The 21,895-nt window shown below is 43.3% G+C and carries 16 protein-coding genes; 11 read left to right on the forward strand and 5 right to left on the reverse strand.

Annotation, left to right across the window (positions count from 1 at the left end; genetic code table 11):
* Positions 1–127 precede the first annotated feature (127 nt).
* From E7588_08215 to E7588_08225, 3 genes are read left to right on the forward strand one after another with little or no spacing between them, the layout of a single operon-like run.
* Positions 128–307: a hypothetical protein gene (locus E7588_08215; protein MBE6689239.1), complete on the forward strand. Its 180-nt coding sequence runs from the start codon at positions 128–130 to the stop codon at positions 305–307.
* A complete protein-coding gene (locus tag E7588_08220; GenBank protein ID MBE6689240.1) occupies positions 300–2,219 on the forward strand; it encodes an SAM-dependent DNA methyltransferase in 1,920 nt (639 codons plus the stop codon). The genes E7588_08215 and E7588_08220 overlap by 8 nt, the downstream gene beginning before the upstream one ends.
* Positions 2,206–3,243 (forward strand): restriction endonuclease subunit S, encoded by a 1,038-nt coding sequence (locus E7588_08225; protein ID MBE6689241.1) that lies wholly within the window; start codon positions 2,206–2,208, stop codon positions 3,241–3,243. Before E7588_08220 ends, E7588_08225 begins: the two co-directional genes overlap by 14 nt.
* Positions 3,244–3,343: 100 nt before the next feature.
* Here the strand turns inward: E7588_08225 and E7588_08230 are convergent, their stop codons facing one another.
* On the reverse strand, positions 3,344–3,694 hold the full coding sequence (locus E7588_08230; GenBank protein ID MBE6689242.1) for a four helix bundle protein: 351 nt from the start codon (positions 3,692–3,694) through the stop codon (positions 3,344–3,346).
* A 261-nt stretch (positions 3,695–3,955) separates the two neighbouring features.
* The gene (locus E7588_08235) at positions 3,956–4,471 is read right to left on the reverse strand and encodes an ATP-binding protein (protein MBE6689243.1); all 516 of its coding nucleotides are present in this window, start codon (positions 4,469–4,471) and stop codon (positions 3,956–3,958) included.
* Positions 4,472–4,691: 220 nt separating this feature from the next.
* On the opposite strand from E7588_08235, the gene E7588_08240 reads away from it, so the two are divergent.
* Positions 4,692–5,522, forward strand: a complete 831-nt coding sequence (locus E7588_08240) for a sugar phosphate isomerase/epimerase (GenBank protein MBE6689244.1) — start codon at positions 4,692–4,694, stop codon at positions 5,520–5,522.
* 55 nt (positions 5,523–5,577) lie between these two features.
* Here E7588_08240 and E7588_08245 read toward each other — a convergent pair whose 3' ends face one another.
* The gene (locus tag E7588_08245; GenBank protein MBE6689245.1) at positions 5,578–6,324 is read right to left on the reverse strand and encodes a hypothetical protein; all 747 of its coding nucleotides are present in this window, start codon (positions 6,322–6,324) and stop codon (positions 5,578–5,580) included.
* Between the two features lie 85 nt (positions 6,325–6,409).
* On the opposite strand from E7588_08245, the gene E7588_08250 reads away from it, so the two are divergent.
* From E7588_08250 to E7588_08275, 6 genes are read left to right on the forward strand one after another with little or no spacing between them, the layout of a single operon-like run.
* Entirely contained in the window at positions 6,410–7,690 is a 1,281-nt protein-coding gene (locus E7588_08250) for an insulinase family protein (GenBank protein ID MBE6689246.1), read from the forward strand.
* Complete coding sequence (locus E7588_08255) at positions 7,687–8,976, forward strand: insulinase family protein (protein MBE6689247.1); 1,290 nt, start codon at positions 7,687–7,689, stop codon at positions 8,974–8,976. The genes E7588_08250 and E7588_08255 overlap by 4 nt, the downstream gene beginning before the upstream one ends.
* 4 nt (positions 8,977–8,980) lie before the next feature.
* Positions 8,981–9,811, forward strand: a complete 831-nt coding sequence (gene lgt / locus E7588_08260) for a prolipoprotein diacylglyceryl transferase (protein MBE6689248.1) — start codon at positions 8,981–8,983, stop codon at positions 9,809–9,811.
* On the forward strand, positions 9,808–10,647 hold the full coding sequence (folD, locus tag E7588_08265) for a bifunctional methylenetetrahydrofolate dehydrogenase/methenyltetrahydrofolate cyclohydrolase FolD (protein MBE6689249.1): 840 nt from the start codon (positions 9,808–9,810) through the stop codon (positions 10,645–10,647). The genes lgt and folD overlap by 4 nt, the downstream gene beginning before the upstream one ends.
* Before the next feature lie 18 nt (positions 10,648–10,665).
* A complete protein-coding gene (locus tag E7588_08270) occupies positions 10,666–11,604 on the forward strand; it encodes a hypothetical protein (protein ID MBE6689250.1) in 939 nt (312 codons plus the stop codon).
* Positions 11,605–11,619: 15 nt separating this feature from the next.
* Positions 11,620–12,786 carry an exo-alpha-sialidase gene (locus E7588_08275; protein MBE6689251.1) on the forward strand — a complete coding sequence of 389 codons (1,167 nt, stop codon included), beginning with the start codon at positions 11,620–11,622 and terminating at the stop codon, positions 12,784–12,786.
* A gap of 72 nt (positions 12,787–12,858) precedes the next feature.
* Here the strand turns inward: E7588_08275 and E7588_08280 are convergent, their stop codons facing one another.
* Both E7588_08280 and E7588_08285 read right to left on the reverse strand, forming a co-directional pair.
* Positions 12,859–16,374: a hypothetical protein gene (locus E7588_08280; protein ID MBE6689252.1), complete on the reverse strand. Its 3,516-nt coding sequence runs from the start codon at positions 16,372–16,374 to the stop codon at positions 12,859–12,861.
* Entirely contained in the window at positions 16,371–19,682 is a 3,312-nt protein-coding gene (locus E7588_08285; protein ID MBE6689253.1) for a hypothetical protein, read from the reverse strand. The genes E7588_08280 and E7588_08285 overlap by 4 nt, the downstream gene beginning before the upstream one ends.
* Positions 19,683–20,004: 322 nt before the next feature.
* Here E7588_08285 and E7588_08290 point away from each other — a divergent pair, with 322 nt between their 5' ends.
* Positions 20,005–21,714, forward strand: a complete 1,710-nt coding sequence (locus tag E7588_08290; GenBank protein ID MBE6689254.1) for a hypothetical protein — start codon at positions 20,005–20,007, stop codon at positions 21,712–21,714.
* Positions 21,715–21,895: the final 181 nt, after the last annotated feature.

Below are 21,895 nucleotides of genomic sequence, written 5' to 3' on the forward strand. Positions count from 1 at the left end.
GTTGGAGCCTTCTCAAAACCATCGAGTGGTAGGAGTTGTTAACCAATCCACAGCATCTAAACAATTATACCATAGTTCTTGGAGAGGAACTCTAAAAACTACTACATTTATTATACGAGGAGTTGTTTTGATTAAAGAAAATAAAGCAAATAGAACTCGACAAGTCCAATTCCGAATGGACCCGAAAATATTTAACAAACTAAAGTCAACCATTGTATATGACGAAGAGATACACAGTATGGCAGACTTATTTAATGAAGCTGCAAAGAAATATTTAAAAGAAAAGGGTGTGAAAATAAATGGCTAAAAAAGAAGTAAAAACAGATTTATGGGTATGGGAGCTTTTGAAACAAGCCGATATCAGCCTTGACGCTCAGGGTAGCACCATACTTGAAATAGATACCGTACTCAAAACAGCCTCCAAGAAAGGCACAGGACGAGTAGGCTTTCCTGAATATGTTGGAGTGGTTAAAGACTACTTGCTTGTTATCGAGGACAAAGCGGACTTGTCAAAGCATATCAAACTTGACGACGGCGGTGTTATCAGTCAAGAAGTGCAAGCCGTAACAGATTACGCCGTTAATGGCGCTGTGTTCTATGGCAAACATCTTGCAGAACATACAAGCTATAAGAAGATAATAGCCTTCGGTGTGTCAGGTGACGAAAAAAAGCACAAGATTTCACCCGTGTATATAGACGAAACAGACTTTTACAGAGAATTACCGGAAGTTGAGTCTTTTATTTCCTTTAACGAGAGCAACATCGACGAGTATTTTGTGCGTGAAGTGTTGCAAGAGGACACGGACAGCGAGAAAGAAACAGCGGAAATCTTAAAGGATGCAGCCGCTTTGCACGAAGATTTGAGGAATTACGGCAGTCTTAAAGATACGGACAAGCCGTTGATTGTTTCGGGAATACTGCTTGCACTCAGAGAAATAGAATTCAAAAACTTTTCCATTGAAGAACTAACAGGCGACACTATCAAGACCGACGGCGAAAAGATATACAGAGCAATAGCAGACAATTTACAAAGGGCTAATGTGGCACCGGAAGTCAAAAAACAAAAACTCTTGTCACAGTTTGCACTAATTAAGGACACGGCAAAACTTAATTCCGTAGATCCGAAACTGAAAAGGACACCTTTGAAACATTTTACAGAGTTCTTATATGACAAGATTTATCGCTCTATCCGTTACAGCCAGAGTGCAGAAGATTATCTCGGCAGATTTTACGGCGAGTTTATGAGCTATTCAGGGGGCGACGGACAGACACTTGGTATCGTATTGACACCAAAGCATATAACGGAGCTTTTCTGTGATTTGGTTGACATTAAACCGACGGACACAGTTTTCGATCCGTGTTGTGGCACGGCAGGTTTTTTGATTGCGGCTATGCACAAAATGTTAAAGCAAGCAACAACCGACAGCGAAAAGCGGAGCATAAAACAAAAGCAACTGCACGGCGTTGAACTTCAACCCTATATGTTCACGATAGCTACAACTAATATGATACTTCGGGGCGACGGTAAGAGCAACCTTATAGACACCGACTTTTTGAAGTTAAACCCCAATCAGTTGCAGTTAAAGGGTGCGACAGTTGGCTTTATGAATCCGCCATACTCACAAGGCAGTAAGGCAAATCCCGATTTATACGAGATAGCTTTCACGGAGCATTTACTGAACAGCTTGACAGTCGGTGCGAGGTGTGCTGTTATCGTTCCGCAGTCTGCTATGACCGGAAAGAGCAAGGACGAGCAAGCCGTCAAAGAGAGCATTTTGAAGCATCATACTCTTGAGGGTGTTATCTCATTGAACAAAGACACCTTTTACGGCGTGGGTACTGTTCCGTGTATTGCAGTCTTTACGGCAGGCATACCGCACGAAGCGGACAAGATTTGTAAATTTATCAATTTTGAAAATGACGGATACAAGGTAGCTCCGCATGTAGGACTGATTGAAACTGAATCAGTAAAGGACAAGAAAGCACATCTGTTGAGTGTATGGCGTGAGGAAATGGAAGCCGAGAGCAAATTCTGTGTATATACAACAGTTGAAGCCGCTGACGAGTGGCTACATAGTTTTTACTATTTTAATGACGAGATACCAACCGAGGCGGACTTTGAAAAGACAATCGGAGACTATTTGACATTTGAGTTTTCTATGATAATGCAAGGGCGAGAATATCTGTTTGAGGAGGACGGCGATAATGCTAAATCTTAACGACAGAGAATGGAAAGTATTTAAAATTTCTTCTTTATTCAAAATAGTATCGGGCAGAGATACGATTTTAGATAACAACACAGGGAATATGCCATATGTTAATTCTTCTGGTGTAAACAATGGTATAACTCAATTTGTAAATGAGTTTAGGGTGATTGTAGAAAATTGTATTACAATCGCAAGAACAGGAACAGTTGGTGCAACATTTTATCAAAAAGGCAAAGTCGCTATTTCTGGTAATATAAGAGCCTTAATCCCTGTTGGATTTGTCTTAAATCAAGATATTGCATTGTTTTTAATACAAACGATAAAAAATACAACAAGTGGAAGATTTAGCTATGGAAAAATTTTAGGAACAGAAAGAATAACAAATCTTAAGATTTTACTCCCAATTACCGATGACGGACAGCCCGACTATGCTTTTATGGAGCAGTATATCAGGGAGCGAGAGGACAAGCTCAAACAGAAATACAGAGATTTTGTCAATGCTCAACTTGAAACGCCACCGATACCGCTTGCGGAAAAGACATGGGGCGTGTTCTATCTCAAAGACCTATTTGACATCATACAAAGGGGCAAGCGACTTGTTAGAGAGCATCAGCAAGCAGGCACAATGCCCTATGTATCATCGACAGCAATGAATAATGGTATTGACGGCTTTATCAGTACGGAACGCACGACAAGGGAGTTTTCAAACTGTTTGACGATAGCAAACAGCGGAAGTGTCGGCAGTAGCTTTTATCAGCCGTCAAAGTTTATAGCATCAGACCACATAACCCACTTGAAGAACGACAGCTACACAATGTATGTCTATTTGTTCATCGCTACAATGACAAAGCGAATGAGTGAGAAATATAACTTTAACCGAGAGATTAACGACTACCGAATATCAAAAGAGAAGATACTGCTACCCACAACCGACGAGGGCAGCCCTGACTACGAGTATATGGAGCAGTACATCAAAGCCGTTATGTTCGGGAAGTACAAAAAATATCTTGAATATCAAAAATGTCCGCTACTTTAACGAGCAGGGAATATGTGTACCATATTCCAAACATTTAGGATATCCTAAGACCTTATTATAAAAGCCTGAAACGACATCTCTCGTTTCAGGCTTAATGATATTATTTTGATTTAACTGTTTTTAGTGAAGAAATTAACATTCTGCGAATGGCACCACATTCATTTTGTATTTTCTTATATTTCTCTTTTTCGATACAATCTGTTTCATATAGTAATTCCAACCAATACTCTGTTTCATAGCATTCTTTTTGTGCTATTTCAAGCTTTGATATAAAATCATTCTTGCTTTGAGCATATTGTGCTTCGTGAAGATTTGCACCTATTGAGGTTGCAGAACGAAGCAGTTGATTTACCAACACCGCTTCTTTATGACTCGATTTAATTTCTCTACACAAGAAAACAATATCCTTTGCAAATTGCTTTGCTTTATCTCTTAAAATACTATCCGCCATAATCATCACCTCTCAATAGTTATACTGTAATTTTTCTGTTTTTTCAAGTTGTATTCTGTACTTCGTACAGAGTGATATTTTTGACAAATCAAAAGTGTTATTAAAACCTTTGGTTTTAGTGGTATTTTATTCGCTGATAAACTGCCGAAGGCAATACCACTGCGGAGCAATATCACTACGAAGTAATAGAACTCGCCGTAAGGCGAATAAAACTGCCGAGTGTCCTTAAGAACACTCCGCATAAACCGGACGCATTTTTATTTACAGTTCGATATTTATTTCGTATTCATCATCAATAAGCACATAATTAAGCTTGTATTCCTTTGCATTTCTCAGAAAATACGCGTTATCCTCCGCAACACCCTCCGGCGTAAGCTCATCATCACAAATACGCTTTTCGATGGCACAGGCATGCTTTTTTATATCATCAAAATGATTTTTTATGTATCTCTCGCTCATTACAAGGCAGTAGTACCTTATATTTTCAAGATATCCGCTGTCAAAATCATTTTTCCAGTTGCAAGGGACATAGCACCCCTCCACAATAAGATTCTGATTGTTTTCGATGGCGGTTTTTATAATCTCACGGACTATGGGCCATAAATACTCTGTCAGTTCCTTGTCATCGCTTAAAGGAGTAAGCTTTGTATTACCGCTTCGTATAAGACCCATTTTCAAATGATCGATTGACAGGTAAGGATATCCGTATTTTTCAAGTAGGTTTTGCGCAAGAAGTGTTTTTCCCGTGTGGGAGGCGCCCGTTATAATGATTATCATTTTTCCCCCTATTACTTTTGCAAATCTTTTTCCTTATTATAGAGTATATCATAATATTTATATTTATGTCAATATTTTAACAAAAATAATATATGATATTGCATTTATTACAAAATAACATTCAAAAACGGCACGTTTTTATAATAAATACTCTTGAAATATATGTTTTTCCATGGTATAATGGTACCAGTATTATTACATAACCAACTATATTGGAGGTATGTTTATGGAACTTGGTATTTTTTACTGTCAGCTTCTTTCGGCTGAAAAAGAACAGGGCGTAAAATACGAGGATGCAATAGCAAAAGCTCAGTCGCTGGGCATTACGGCTATTGATTTGGATGTAACCTATATTTATCAGACCGTACCCGAAGTGCTCAAGGAGCATCTTGCGCAATACGGAATGCATGTTTCTTCAGTTCACTCCGCAGCTCAGTGCAGTGTTTCTCCCGACGGCTGTATACATTTCGGTCTGGAGCGTATGAAGGAGGATATCCGCCGTGCAAAGCGTGTGGGAAGCCCGAGATTCATGGCTGTTCCTCAGCTCCCGGACGACTACAAGCCCGAAAACAGAAAGCTGTATGTTGACGGCTTCCGCAAGCTCTTCAAAAAACTGGCTGTGTACGGAAAAGAAATCGGCGTTCAGGTAACGGTTGAGGATTTCTCCACCACCTCTGTGCCTTACGCTTCCTTTGAAGACCTTGACTGGCTGATGGACAATATACCCGAGCTTATGTTCACCTTCGATTCAGGTAACTTCCATCTTGCCGGATTCGATGAAATGAAGGCTCTTGAAAAATACACCGACAGAACCGTTTATCTGCACCTCAAGGGCATTCTTAAGGTTGATTACGAAACCGATATTCTGCGCGACGGCCATTATTTTGAGATAATGGACCTTGGTACGGGCGTTGTTGACAACAAAGCAATTTACGACCACTTCAGAAGTGTTGGCTATGACGGCGTAATCATTATGGAGTGCAATTTCAGCGACCAGTACAACCGCACACTCAAATCGGTTGACTTCATGAACAGCATAATGAAAAAATAAACCAAAAGTGATATAATTCCGCTAACGCGGAATTATATCACTTTTTTACATTCGCCTAAAAAAGCTCGTAAAGAGACGCGCAGGCAAGAACATCTTTATAATTCAATTCCGATACCGTTACCATTCCGTCGGCAGAGTTGGAATGAATTATTTTGCCGTTGCCGATATACATTGCTACATGTCCTTTGAAAAAAACAAGGTCGGCAGGACGTAATTCTTCCTTTTTAATTTCGTAATCGGAATAAAACGGAAAACGGGCATCACGGTATATTTTTATGCCGTTTAAGTAATAAGCCATGAAGCACAGCCCCGAGCAATCAATACCAAGCGGTGTTTTTCCGCCCCAGCGGTAAGGCACACCCATATATTCCTTTGCACACCTTATTATTTTTGAAGGCTTTGCACGTTTTTGCGGCACAAGCGGCTCGAGATGGGCACAGGGTACAAAAGCTTCTGTGCCGTTATACTTTACGGTGCAAAACTTCTCGCCCTTTTCGATAACCTCCAAAAAAGCCCCCTTGGGCAATGTGTCCGAGGGAAGATGTATATATCCGGGCTGAGGCAATATATCACAAAAATGAGATTTTACCCGATGGGTAGGTCTGTACGTACCGCGTGTTATATCACATACATTGACATAACCCGCATAGCCGTAGTCTGTTTTACAGAATACCCTGCCCTCCTTCTGCTCTCCCACAACCGTCACCTCCCATCCGTGCAAAAGCTCGTCAGACACTTCTCCCAACATATTGAACATAAAGCTATGCCCTTTATTTACATAAAAAATGCTGTCGGTCGGCATAATAATTAAAACTCCCTTCAAAATTTTACAAATTATACTGTAATTGGAATGATATTTGTGTTATACTATTAGTCAGTAGAATAATATGGAGGTATTTGCCTTGATAAAAGAAAATATTTTCGACAGAATAAGTCTCAACATATCAAAAACAGATAAATTCAAAACGAATTTTCTTTCTCTGTTCTTTTCGGTACCGCTGAAAGAAGAAACCGCGGCAGAATATGCACTTCTTCCCAAGGTACTCACCAGAGGAAGCAATAAATTCCCTGACATGCGCGCTATAAACAGACACCTCGACCGTCTTTACGGCGGCCATATATCCACAACGGTATTCAAGCGCGGAGAAAGACAGATAATCGGTATTTTCGCAAGCTGTCTTTGTAATGAATATGCATTTGAAAAGACAGATATTCTCAAAGAGCTGATAAAAACCGCAGGTGAGCTGTTTTTCAACCCCAAAACCGAAAACGGCGGCTTTACCGCTTCCTACGTAGAAAGCGAAAAGAAGAATCAGATTGATTTCATAATGGCTCAAAAGAACAATAAAAACCAGTATGCCCTCAGACGCTGTCAGCAGGAAATGTGTGCCGACGAGGCTTACGGATTAAGCGAGTACGGTACTGCAGAGCAGGTGTCGGCCATAACACCGGTTTCCCTTTATAAAGCCTACAAGCGTTTTATCGCTCAGGCAAATATTGACGTGTTCTTTGTGGGAAAATGCGACGAAAACACGCTTAAAAGCGATATTACCGAAATGCTGTCAGGCGTGGAGCGAGCCGATGCTGAGGAATTCAAGCCCAACATTATAAAAACCGTAGGCGAAGTAAAGAATATTGAAGAAGAAATGAACATAAATCAGGGCAAGCTCACGTTGGGCTTCCGCTCGGGAATGTCCATTTACGACGAAAATTACCTTTCGTTTTCGCTGTTCAATGAAATTTTCGGCGGTTCACCCTCCAGCAAGCTGTTCATGAATGTGCGTGAAAAGCTTTCGCTGTGCTACTATTGTACCGCAGTGCCGGAAGCGCACAAGGGACTTTTGTTTGTTGCCAGCGGAATAGAGGTTGAAAACAAAAAGAAAGCACAGGACGAAATCCTCGCTCAGCTTAATGATATCAAAAACGGAAAAATCAGCGATGCCGAATTTGACAGTGCGGTCAAATCACTGATAAACGGCTACTCCGAGCTTAACGATGACCCTCAGAGCCTTTCATTGTGGTATTACGGACGTATGCTGGCAGGAATCAGCGAAACACCCGAGGCGGTATGCCAAAAAATCACAAATCTCACCAAAGAGGATGTTATAAATGCCGCACGCGGTGTGGTTCTTGACACGGTATACTTCCTGAAAGGAGCAAACCAATGAGTTACGTTCTTAACGAAAACAAGCATATAAACGAAAAATATTACTATTTCAAGCATAAAAGCGGACTTGATGTTTATGTGATTCCCAAAGAACTCGGCACATATTACGCACTGTTCGGAACAAAATACGGCTCTATCGACCGTACCTTCAAGCGTGACTGCGATAAAGATTTCATCACCGTTCCCGACGGTATTGCCCATTTTCTGGAGCACAAGCTTTTTGAAAACGAGGACGGCGTAGACACATTTGCACGTTATGCTCAATACGGTGCAAGTGCCAACGCCTACACCTCCTCTGACAAAACCGCTTATCTTTTCTCCTGTACCGAGAATTTTGACGAGTCCCTGGAAATTCTTCTGGATTTTGTGTCCCATCCCTACTTCACCGAACAAACAGTGGAAAAAGAACAGGGTATTATAGCCCAGGAAATAAGAATGTATGAGGACAACCCCGGTTGGAGAGTGTACTTTAATCTTCTTCGCGCGCTTTACAACAAGCACACCGTGCGAATCGATACGGCAGGAACGGTTGAATCCATCCGCGAAATAACCCCCGAAATACTTTATAACTGCTACAACACCTTCTACAACCCGGGTAACATGGTGCTGTGCGTCAGCGGAAAGGTTACTCCCGAGCAGGTTGAAAAAATTTGCGACAAGGTACTGAAACCGGGTGAGACAGTCGGTATCAGCCGTCGTTACGAAGAGGAAGCGCCCGAAATCTGTGAAAAAATCAAAACCGAAAAGCTTGAAGTAGCTTTCCCTCTGTTTTCTATCGGCATAAAAGACAATGACGTTCCCTCACAGGGAGAAGCATTGATGAAAAAGCAGGCAGAGCACGAAATAATAATGGAAAAGCTTTTCTCAAAATCAGGTGATTTTTATAACCGCCTTTACGAAGAAGGGCTTATCAACAACAAGTTCTCCTCCGGCTACGAGCGCGGCATATCCTTTGCTTTTTCGGACATTTCCGGCGAAAGCCGCGACCCCGAAAGACTTATGCTGGAAGTAGAAAAGGAGCTTGAAAAATATGCCTCCGATTTTGACACGCTTTTCACCGACGAGGATTTTGACATTGTCAAGCGTGTGGTCTACTCCAAAAACGTTCAGGACTGGGGCTCGACCGAGGAAATTGCCAACACCTTTATGGATTTTAAATTCATGGGCGGAGATATGCTTAAGTACCCCAATATTATAGCTTTGCTTACCAAGGAGGATGTGAAAAAACGCTTTCTTTCCACCTACAAAAGTGAGTTCTGCGCCATGAGCGTGATAATGCCGAGGTGAAAATATGGAAACAATGATAGGTTTCCCCGGGCTGGGGATAAAGGATTTCCATGTCAACCCAATCGCCTTTGACGGTGCAGAAATAGGCATGCCGTGGCTGAAAATTGCCTGGTACGGCGTAATTATCGCCTTCGGCATGATACTGGCTTACCTTTACGCCCTGAGAAACATGCGAATTGAGGGTATAAAGGATGACCATTTCCTGGATATAATTATTTTCACCGTTCCCATGGGCATTATTTCGGCGCGCATATTCTATGTACTGTTCAGCCTTAATGATTATCACAGCTTTTACGAAATGATTGCAATATGGAACGGCGGAATTTCCATACTGGGAGCGGTTATAGGCGGTGCTCTTACCATAGTTGCCGTTACAAAATTCAAGAGAATATCCACCTTCAAGGCGTTGGACGCCATTGCTCCTGCAGTAATGATAGGTCAGATACTCGGACGCTGGGGCAATTTCATGAATGCAGAGGTTTACGGCAACGAAACCACACTCCCCTGGCGTATGAGGATAACAAGTGCGCAGGGAACAATCGAGGTTCACCCACTGTTTTTATATGAATCCCTGTGGAATCTGGCAGGACTTATCATAATACACCTTATTTACAAAAAGAAAACCTTTGACGGTCAGATTTTTTTGTGCTATGTATTCTGGTACGGGCTTATCAGGAGTCTGCTGGAGCTTATGCGTAACGACGAATTCATACTCAAAACCTCGGGCGGACTTCCCGCATCATTCATAGTAAGCGTTGCCGCCTGCGTGACGGCACTTATCGTACTTATAACAAAAACTATTCTTACCAAAAACAAAAAGGAGAAAAAAATATGACTGTTATAGACGGAAAAGCAGTATCCGCCTCCCTGCGAGCGCAAATACGTGAAGAAGCGGAAAAGCTACCCGAAAAGCCGGGGCTGGCTGTTATACTGGTGGGAGACGACCCCGCCTCTCAGACCTATGTAAAGAACAAGAAAAAAGCTTGCGACGAGGTGGGCTTTTATTCCGAGGAATACCGTCTGCCCGCCGAAACCACTCAGGACGAGCTTTTAGAGCTTATAAATAAACTCAACAACGACGAAAAAATCAACGGCATTCTTGTTCAGCTTCCCGTTCCCAAGCACATTGACGATGTCGCCGTAATACAGGCTATTGCTCCCGAAAAGGACGTTGACGCTTTCGGATACGAAAACGTCGGCAGAATAATGATAGGCAATTTTGATTTCGTACCCTGCACACCGGCAGGCGTCATGCAACTGCTGAAAGCATACAACATTGATGTGAACGGCAAAAATGCGGTGGTTGTGGGACGAAGCAATATCGTCGGAAAGCCTCAGGCGATGCTGTTATTACATGAAAATGCCACTGTCACAATCGCACATTCCAGAACCAAAAATCTGGCAGAGGTAACAAAAAACGCCGACATTCTTGTCAGCGCCATAGGAAAAGCCAAGTTTATAACAGCCGATATGGTAAAAGATGGCGCAGTGGTTATAGATGTAGGCATAAACCGTGACGAAAACGGCAAGCTGTGCGGTGATGTGGACTTTGATAATGTGAAGGACAAAACCTCCTTTATAACTCCCGTTCCCGGTGGTGTGGGTCCCATGACCATAACAATGCTTATGAAAAACACTCTGGAAAGCAAGAAGAAAGCACTTAAAAAATAATTTTGAGGATGAAAACATATGAGTATTAAAATTTTTGAAGAAAACTACGAAAACTACGGCAAATGCCTGACAATTTCAAACGAACGTCTGGTTATGAAGGTAACACTTGAGGTGGGTCCCAGAATCATATATACCTCTCTGGACGGAGACAGCAATATATTTTTCAACGACCTGCCGCGCGCTGAAAAGCGTGAGGGGGCAGATATGGAAAAGGTATATGACAAGGGCGATGTATGGTATATCTACGGCGGAACACGTCTGTGGTTCAGTCCCGAGGAAATGCCGCTGACCTATTACCCCGATAATGACAAGGTGGATTATACCGTAAACGGCAACACAGTAACCTTTACTCCACCTGTACAGAAGGTTACCATGATGCAGCAGACAATATCCGTCACCATGGACGATACACTTCCCAACGTAAAAATAGACTATACCGCTCAAAATAAAGGCACAAAGCCCTGCAAGTACTCCCTTTGGGCAATGTCGGTTTGCGACAAGGGCGGTATGGCAATTATTCCCCAGCCCGCCGACAAAACAGGGCTTCTGGCAAACCGGGTTATCTCGGTTTGGGAATACACCGATATGGCAGACAAGCGTCTGAGCTGGGGCAGTGATTACATTGCAGTAAAACAGCTTGACGAAGAGGGTATCTCCCCCCTCAAAATCGGTGTGAACAACACCGCGGGCAAGATAGGCTTCGTTCACGGCTCAACACTCCTCATCAATTCCTACACTCCCGACCACAAAAGCGGAGAATACCCCGATTACGGTGTATCCACCGAAATTTACACCTGCAAAAAATTCATGGAGGTTGAAACGCTGGGACAGCTTTACACCTACGCTCCCGGTGACATTCATACTCATACCGAAAACTGGAGCTTTGTGGGCGGTGTGACCCAGCCCGCCATGGACAAAGACGAAATCAAGAGCTTTGCGGATAAGTACCTCAGATGAAATCGGAGAAAATTTATGAAACCGACTATTTTGAAGCATGGTACAATATACCAGTCCGATCATGTTTTCGGTTACGCAGGCTGGCCTACACTTACAAAACTTAAAGACGGGACACTTGTCTGCGTGTATTCCGGCGACAGACTTGCCCACGTTTGTCCTTTCGGGCGTGTACTGATGTCAAAATCCTTTAACGGCGGTGAGAGCTGGAGTGCGCCAATGACGGTTATGAACACCGCTCTGGACGACCGCGACGGCGGAATTGCAGTGTTTGGTGAGAACAGGGACAAAGTAATAGTCACAAGCTTTACCAATACCATAAAAATGCAGATTGAGTATGCCACCACACCCGACCATCCCCATCATCAATATGCGGGTCAGGAACCCAATCCCGGACTTACGGTAGCATATTTTGATAAAATGGAAAAGGCAGGAGTAGCCGAGATACGTGAAAAAGAGGCGCTGGGCAGTACATATGTCATAAGCTTCGACAATTGCAATTCATTTACGGATTTTACCCTTTTACCCATTACCGCTCCCCATGGTCCCTGCGTGCTTAATGACGGAAGTCTGTTCTATGTGGGCAGAAATTTCAGCAGTGAAAAAGGCGAAGATGCCATATACGGCAAGTATCACGCGCTGAAAAAAGGCATTTATTATATGACCGGCAAGGACGGAAAAACATGGACGGATGCGGTTGAAATACCTATGGTGTTTACCGAGCAACAAAAGGAATGGATGTTCTGCGAGCCTTACGCTTTACAGCTGTCAAGCGGCAGAATACTTGTGCACATACGTGTTCATAAATTTGAAAACGGCGAGCAAATCGGATGCGGAATTTACCAGTGCCACTCGGACAATATGGGTGAAAGCTGGACACAGCCCAAGCAGATAGTTGATGTGGGATTTCCGTCACATCTGACACAGCTTAAAAACGGGTGGATAATTTGTTCTTACGCTATTCGATTTGGAGAACAAAAGGGAGAAAGAGTAATTGTAAGCAAAGACGACGGCGAAACCTGGAGTGAGGAGTTCATTCTGCGTGACGACGGCGTTGACGGCGACCTCGGCTATCCCTCCACCGTAGAGCTGGACGACGGAGCTTTGCTTACTGCGTATTATCATAAATTACAAGGTCGTACAAAGCCTGGAATTTACTATACAAAATGGAAGCTTGAATACTAACATAACAAATTAATTGGCTGTAAAAAATCAAATTTGATTTTTACAGCCAATTTTTTGATTCTTAAACGTATGTCACAAATACACTTCTCTTGAAAGTGCAAAGGAGTAGATTATGATTTCCTTAACGGGTCTTTCGGTGATATCGCTTACGGCACGGGCGTAAAACTCCAGCTGTGTACGGTGGCGTTCAATCAGAATACGTTGGTCATTCACGCGGTCGGTTTTGAAATCCACAACGGTATAAGTGCCGTCGGGGTTTTCAAAAAAGCAGTCGATAACACCCTGAATAAGTATCTTTTCCCCTTTCACATCGCTGTCAATGGTATCGGAATCCACCAGGATGTTAAACCGCATTTCACGGCGTACATCACGTGAAGCCTTGATTTTTTTGTACAGATCGGATTTAAAGAAGTTGTCAAGCTTTGCAAAATCCAGTAAATCGTACTGCTCCTGTGTTATGAAATCCTCACGCACAAGTCTGTCTGCCTCGTATCTGCATCCCTTGGCGGCGCAGATTGCATAGTCGCAGAACTGGGCAAAGGTGTGCATGGCAGTTCCCGTTTCAGCACTGATATTCTGCTTTTTACCGCTTACAAAAAACGGGGCTTCAAAAGCATAGACCTCGGGAGGCTGCTGTGTGTCATCCGTAAGCCCCAGATGAAGCTGACTTACCGAAAGCTTCTGCGGCACTGCCGACAGGCGCTCATGCGGATAACAAAAGCTCAGACTGCGAGGGTCAATTTCAGCCACAGGACGGCTTACATTATACACGGCTGTTTTTTGCACATCTTCACTTTCGCCAAGCGGATGAAGAGTTACATCCAGTTTGAGACTCGGGGCAAAAAAAGTCTGATAAGTCATGATATTTTCTTCATAAGCCGCATCATATTTCAAAACGGATGCAATAATATCGTAATGGCTGTCCGCCTTTGTAAGCTCATGAAGAGGGTGGGTATTCTTGGCGGCAGAAAGCTCACTCGGTCCCGCGCAGGCAGTCAGCACAAGATGCTTTTTTGCTCGGGTAAGCGCCACGTACAAAAGGCGCATTTCCTCCTCAAGAAGCTTTTCCTTTTCAGCAAGTGACGCCGTTTTTCGAAGCAGTGTATCATAGCTTACGATGCCGTCGGCATCGGTATGCTTCATGGTAACTCCCATTTCCTTGTTGATTATCATACTGCCGGTAATATCGCCCATATTCATCTTTTTATTAAGACCGGCTACAAAGCAAACCGGGAATTCCAGACCCTTTGATTTATGCATGGTCATAAGTCTTACGGCGTTACCGCTTTCCTGCGGAACGTTATACGAAAAACCGTTTTCAATAATATCATTAACATAGGAAATGAACATGAAGAGACCTTTGATGTCCTTGGTTTCAAAGCTTTGTGCAAAGTCATAAAATGTCAGAAGATTTTCCTTACGGCTTTTGTCGTTCATCAGCGAAAGAACCGAAGTATCGTTGTAAACCGTGCGTATCAGCTGTGCCACACCTATTCCTGTACTAAGCTCCCGCCAATGCTTGAGGGTGCGGTCGAAGCTGTCAATTTTCATACTCAGCTCATCCTCATGCGTATTGCGGTACGACAACATGGCATTATAAAAGCATCCGTCGGCATCATTTTTATCCGCACAAAGCCTTATGTTATAGAGCTGGTCGGGGGTAAACCCGAAAAATGGAGTATTCATTGTACCCACAAGATAAATATCCCTGCGTGGATTGTCTATGGCATTAAGAATACACAGCATCATAAGAACTTCGCTTTTGTCAAAAAGTGACTCACGGCTCTCGGTAACACATGGAATATCATATTTGTCCAACACCTGCTTCATTTTCAAAAGTCCGTCGCTGTCACGCGCCAGAACCGCTATATCGCTGTAATCGTAACCGTTTTTTGCAAATTCCGTTATTCCGGATGCGATATATTCCCATTCCGCCTGCTTTTCCGCTTTGGAGTCACCGGCACCGCGTGGGGACATTTCAAACACGTGAAGCTGAGGAATTATTTTTTCTTCATCCTTGGTGCACACCAGCATGTCCTCGTCAATATACGAGCCGGGGGAAATGCTGTTCATGGTACCCGCAAAAAGCATATTGACAAAATCAAGAACACCGCCGTTACTGCGGAAGTTTTCTGACAGGAATATTTTCTGTTTTATTTCGCTTCCTGACCCGTAGTATTCAAATCCGTCTTTATATTTTCTGAAAATGGAAGGGTCTGCACCTCTGAAGCGGTAAATGCTTTGCTTTATATCGCCTACCATAAACAGATTTCTGCCGTTTGAAATTGCGTTAAACAGTATGTCCTGCAAAAGATTGGTGTCCTGATATTCGTCGATGAATATTTCGGCATATTCCTCTGTCAGTTTTTCGGCAAGCGGAGTTTTTTCGAAGGTACCGTTTTCGTAATCAAAGCTTCCGCTTTTGACAAAAGCTTTAAATGTAAAATGGCTCAGGTCGCTGAAATCCATAATGTGACGACGGATTTTTTCCTCACGCATGGAGATTATAAGCTCATTTACCATGCGTGCCAGCACACAGCTCATTTTGTAATTCATGGCACATTGCTCGAAAACCGTTTCCTGCGGATATGTAAGAATTTCGGTTTTGAGCATATTTATCATTTTTTTGAACTCTTCACGCGCTGATTTTATACGCTCCATTTCGTACTTCAGATCACTTCTTGTGCTCTTGAGGGATTGAGGAATGAAGCAGAATATTTTGTCGCGAAGTAAATCATACGAACTGTTGTCCAGTGTGCGGATAAGGTCCTTTACAAAATCCATATCACTTTTAACGGCAGGGTAATAATTCTTTTCAAGAAGCTCATCCGAAAGTGCAAGCGAGCTTGCGTTATTAAGTACCTTAAATATATTTTCAAGTCTTGTTTGCAGATTGTCTTTGAGAAGCTTTCCCCAGCTTGTTTCAAATACACCGATTTCACCGCGGTAATAGGACTCCAGTTCATTTTCGGTGCGGGTGTTGATTTTTGTAAGTATATTTTCAGGCTCGGGGAAGGATATGAACCTTTTATATATATTGATCAGCGCACTGCAAAAGCCATCATCATCCCTTGCCCCCGAAACAGCCTCGGCAAGATGGTGAAAAGGGCTGGCGGAAGCATTTTCGTACTCGGCATAGTATTTTTCAAGCACCTCATTAACCTTGCGGTTGAGGAATACACGGCTTTCCGCATCGTCCATAAGCCGCATTTTGGCAGGAAGCCCCAGAAGATTGAAATTGTCCTTTATGATGGAGGTGTAGAATGAGTCGATGGTTGAGATTTTGGCCTCGCCTATGCGTGAAATCTGACGGTGCAAATGACGGTCGGAGGGGTTCTCGGCAGATTTTTCGCGAAGTGCCTTGACAATTTTGTTTTTCATTTCAGTCGCCGCGGCACGGGTAAAGGTAACCACAAGGAAATCGGTTATTTCACACTTATCCTCAATTATTTTACTGATAATGCGGTTGGTCAGAACAGCCGTTTTTCCCGAGCCTGCCGCCGCAGATACCAACAACGTTGCTCCGCGTGCATTTATGGCATTAAGCTGTCCCTCTGTCCATTTGATATCACTTTTTCCCATACTCATTCCTCCTCTCCCTTTCTTATTTCCTGCCACGCCTCTTCAAGATCGTTTACGGTTTCATATCTTCTTCCCTTGCCCTCAAAACGGCAAACAGGATAGTTTTCGCAGTATTCGCAAGAATCTTTGCCGTATTTAAACGGATTTATGTCAATATTTCCGTCCTTAAGGCAGTTTATATGCCCCGATGCAAGGCGCTTTATATAATTTTCAAGGCTTCCGAACATTTCAAGAGTGGCAAGACTTTCACCGGCGCAAAGCTGACCGTCCTTTATCTTTACGGGCAAATACACCGAGCCGGGATTTTTCTCCATAGCGCTGACTATTTCCTCATTTTCCAGAATAAGCCCGCTGCGCTTGAAGCTTGTCTCTATCTGATGCAGGTATTCCTCACTGCCTGTCTCCACATTCCCCTCTACCTTAGGGCGCATAGCGGGCACATAAAGTATTCCCGCAGGTGTCACGTCATGCTTTATGCCGTCAACCGTTATACCGCCGCGTCTGACAGAAAACAGATATATCAGCATCTGAAGCTTGAAGCCGTTAAGTACCTCTTTGAGCTTGAATGTGCCGCTTGACTTACCTGTTTTATAATCCATTATACGCACAAATTCCTCGCCTGACGGAGAAGTATAGGTATCAATACGGTCAACAATCCCCTTGAATATCAGCTTTGAGCCATCCTTGAGTTCTATTTCGTAAGGCTGAATTGCTCCGTCGCCAATGCGCGCTTCCAGCATTGCGGGCTCAAACAGCGATTGGCGAAGCTCATCAACAAGGCTGTGCACCGTCAGAAGTGCAGTTTTTGAAATACGGTCAATAAGATATTTGAAGCGCGGTGTAGCGCTGTCAAAATCGGGCAGGTTTTCAGTGATATACTGCTGTGTTATTTCGTCGGTCACGCTCAGTATATCCTCATCCGACATATCCCTGACCTTACCGCCGGTTTTGAGCATGAATTTTTCAAGCACCGCATGAACAAACGTTCCCACAATGGAAAAATCCACCTTTGCGCGCTTTTCGGGCTTCACCCCCAAAAGATTGGACACAAAATAAGAATACCGGCAGTTTATATACTTTTCAAAAGAGCTTTGGGACATGTACATATCCTTACCCTCAAAAAAGCAGGGCGAAAGTCTTTGCGGTGTCTCGTATGCGCTGTGGGCAGTGCGAAGATATTCCAGCTTTTCCATGTAATCGGGGTGGTTTTTATAAAACTCGTAAAGCCCTGCAAGCTTTACCGGGTCGCTCGCATGATTTGCAAGTAAATAATCAAAGCCCTCGTTTTCGCAAACGGGAAGCATGCTGTACGAGTCAAATTCCTCATCCTTAACTTCCGTCAGCACCTTCTGCACACGGTGAACAAATGAAGATTTTGTCAGTTCCCCGCCCGTCATATCGTTTGTTCGCCACATAAGATGTATACCATGGGTAGGGCGGGCAAGCTCAAGATAGAAAAACATCTTTTCGCGGTAGCCCGAATATTCCCCGCTTTCACCCGCATCTATCCCCAGCTCCGCCAGAGTTTTGAGTTCCTTTTCACTCAGAAGCGCACCGCCGTCGGAAGGCTTCGGAAACTCGTTTTCACACATACCCAGAACAATGGTGTGCTTCACGCTGTCGGTGCGCATATGTCCCGCTTCACCTATCTGTACCTGATCCAGTGCACCCGGAATACGCGCCGAAGAACAGGAACTGCAAAGAAGCTTTAAAATATCGCGGAATTTTTCGGCAGATACATTTCTTTTGCCCATTATCAGAACCATCTGGTCGAGACAGTTCATAAGAATGTTCCATACCGTCATCTCCTCATTGGCAGCGCTGTAATCCCCTTTTTCGCGCAAAGCATTGCACTTTTCGGTGATTCCGGCAAGTATTTCGCGTCTGGCAAGAAATTCGTACAATGCGGTACAACGCTGTTTTATATCAGAGTGCTTCATGGCGTCACCCATCTCCGAAAGCGGTTCAAAAACCCTTTTCCTCAGTGAGTTGAGCTTTTCAAGCTTTTCCTTATGCTTTTGTTCAAAAGTCTCACCGTAGCCGTCGGGGTGCATAGTCCATTCTTTTTCCCAGGCAGATTTTGAATTTATGTTCCAGGTTATAAGATAGCTTTCCAAAAGGAATATTTCGTCACCGTCCAGTGACGAAAGACCGCTTTTCAGATATCTCTGCACCGCCTGCAAACGGTATGATTCACTTACACATTCCAGTGCCGAAAAAACAAAGGACAAAAGCGGTTTCAGTGTTATGTCCTCTCTTACCGACATAAAAAACGGTATTCCGTATTTTTCAAAGTACAAATCTATTATTCCGCGGTAGCTGTCCGGATTGCGCACCGCCACGGAAATATCGCTGTAACGTATATTTTCTTCTTTCACCAGCCTCTTTATCAAATGAGCCGACGCAATACATTCTTCATATATATTACGACATACGGTGACATTCACTCCGTCGGTTTTATCATTCGGTAATGCAAATTCATTAAAAATATTATCCTTCAGGTACTTAAGCCCTTCGGTGCAGGTACGTATATCGATATCGGGGGTAATAACATTTACATTTTCCCCCAGTTCCTTCAGCTTATTAAAAGCACTTCGGCATATTTCGAGGCTTTCGTCCAGGACATCACCTGTTCCCGCAAGAGATATATATACATTGTCTGCCTGATTTACAATTCGGCGTATAACATTCATTTCGCCTGCGCAAAACTCATAAAATCCGTCAATGTACACATTGGCGTCCTCAAAAAAGTAAAACTCATCCAGTGCTTCGCACAGTCTGTCCATATCGTCCAGCGGGTCGGAATAGTTTTCGTGAAGCTTGGCTTTGTACGCTGTGTGTATCAGCGAAATATCGTGAAGCTTGCCCTTCAGGATTCCGTCAAATTCATTATCCGTATTCAGAATGTCATTAAGCTGTCCCGCACTTCCACGACGGTTCAGATTATCAAGCTGAGCCGAAAGACGGGAAATAAAGTCGCTGTTGACACTATCGGCATATTGCTCCAACTGCCCCTCAAGCTCCTCCAGAACATCTGCAAGAATAAGCATTTTTCCGCCGCCGTCTATGTATTTTCGGGACATTCCGCCGTATTCACGGAAAACACGGTTACAAAGACGGGTGAAGTTAAGCACCTCAAGGTACATATTGCAACGGTTTGAGCACAAAGACACTATCTGCTTTTCACTTATAACCGATTGCTGCTCCGGCACAATGAGAAAAGCACGCTTGCCGTTTTCAACGTCCTTCTTTATGTTTTCATATATTATCCCGGTCTTTCCGAAGCCGGATTTGGCATAAATAATGTTAAGCATATGTACCGCCTTGTTTTTTATTGAACATATTATACACTATTTCCCCGACTTTTACAAGACACATTTTTCACAAGTCAGAGCCAACGTTTGAACGGGTGATTTTCGGAACATGATATATTTTTTGCATTGTATAAAATTATTTTCGCCAAATCTATTGACAAGCAAAAAAAATGTGCTATACTGCAAATGTAAGTTTTTATATGACGAAAAAGTGTACTCTTGTCCGTGCACACCACTGTTCGGATAAGGTGCCCGCCGTCATTACAAACATCACGTGTTTCTGATACAAACACAAATCAAAATTATTAAAGGAGGCAATTAAATGAACACAAAAAAACTTTTCAGTACCTTAGTTATTGCACTTTTATTATGCACCATGCTTTCAGTTTTCGCACTTGCAGCCGGCGATGTTTACCGCATTGGCTTCAACAGCGTCGGCGCATACCCTCCTGGCTGCGATCACTTTTTTAGAGGTGTAAATAGTCATGGAGGTCCCACACCTACTCAGTCTGTATCAAACTACATTTACAGAGCTGAAGTAGCTAAAGAAAATTTGCCGAACGACAATACCGCGATGCAATTATATTTTAATAATGGTGATGCCAAAAAATCTGCTCTTGCTGTTAACCTCTACGAGTATCCTTATGTGCAGATTAAGTACAGAACAAATTCTCCTACAATGGGTTTCTATGCTTGGGCGTATGAAAACGGCACCGATAGTACCAACGGTAGCGGCGCTGCTTTCTTTGGTTCAGGAAAAGTAACCCCCGATGCGTGGAACACCCTTAATCTTTATTTCCCCAATAATGGTGCCGAAGGTACCTACAGTGGTACCTATAAAGGTAATACGATAGCTAAACACGTGGGTAGTTTTGGATACCCCTCGCAAGATCGCAAATATCCGGTATGGAGATTGGATTTCCGCTTCTACGGTCTGAAAGACTTAAACGAAAATTGGTATGCTGAAATCGAGTACATCGCTTTCTTCAAAACAGAAGAAGCCATGAATACTTATGACCCCTATAAGCTTATCTCTTTCGATGGCAAGGGCAATATCAATCTGACCCTGTCCAACATAGTGAAGAATGATGGATGCGGAACTGCTACACAAGAAATAGCAAACGGCACTTACAGACTCGAAATACCCTACGACAACCCCGTTCTTGCCGGATATTCCGCGTTTTATGACTTCAACATTCCCGAAAACGACCAATTCAATCTTAACGACTACCCCTATGCTATGATCAAGTACAAAACTAATTTCCCCGCAGCAACGCAGTTCTATTTCTCTAAACCCGGTGCAAAATGGAGTGGTCTTTGGTTTGGTTTCAACAATCCGACCGAAAGCGGTTTGAGTTATTTCCAGGCACAGTTCCCTGCCACAACAGAAACCTCTTACACATACAGAGATACAACTGTCGGTGTATTCGGCTCCGGAGCATTCCCCTCTGAATCATACGATGCCACTGTTTGGAAAATTTTCCTGCAGCTCAAGGCTCTCACAGGAGACCAGATAGCCGAAATTCAGGAAAAGCAAGAAAACCTCTATTTTGAAATTGAATACATGGCATTCTTCAAATCGGAAGAAGACATGGATGATTTCTATGCTGCCGGATTAGCTCCTGAAACTCTGGGCGCACAGATAAGAGCCGATGGCACCTTTGGTTTGAGATTCGGATTCGCTCTTGACACCGCTCTTGCTCCCGCAGGCTGCGAAGTTGTTGAATACGGTGCGGTTATCGGTTTAGACGGCACCACACCCGTTCTGGGCAACACCGCGAAATACGCAGTTGTAAGCTCCGCCAAGGACGGTTTCAAATCCGCCACCGACGGCACTGTTATCAGCTACAACGCTGTTGTCACAAACATTCCCGACGGAACCGAGCAGGACAAGCCCAGCCAACTCGCTACCAAGCTTGTTGCTCGTCCTTATGTCACCTACACCTTTGGAGGATACACCTACACCACATATGGCGCATCCGTTACCAAGAGTGTTGATGACGTACGTGAAGCAAGCGGTTGGGAAAAATAATTAACTAAGCATTCATCTTAACTCCTTATATAAATGATTGCTTTCAGCAAACAAGCACCCTCACCACAGGGTGCTTGTTTGTTTTGTGAAATTATTTAAATTTAAATGCATGCAAAATAAAATTATTTTCAACCTTGCTATTGACACAAGGAAAAAATGTGATAAAATTATCGCGTATAAA

Source organism: Oscillospiraceae bacterium, from assembly GCA_015065085.1.
GTDB lineage: Bacteria > Bacillota > Clostridia > Oscillospirales > SIG627 > SIG627.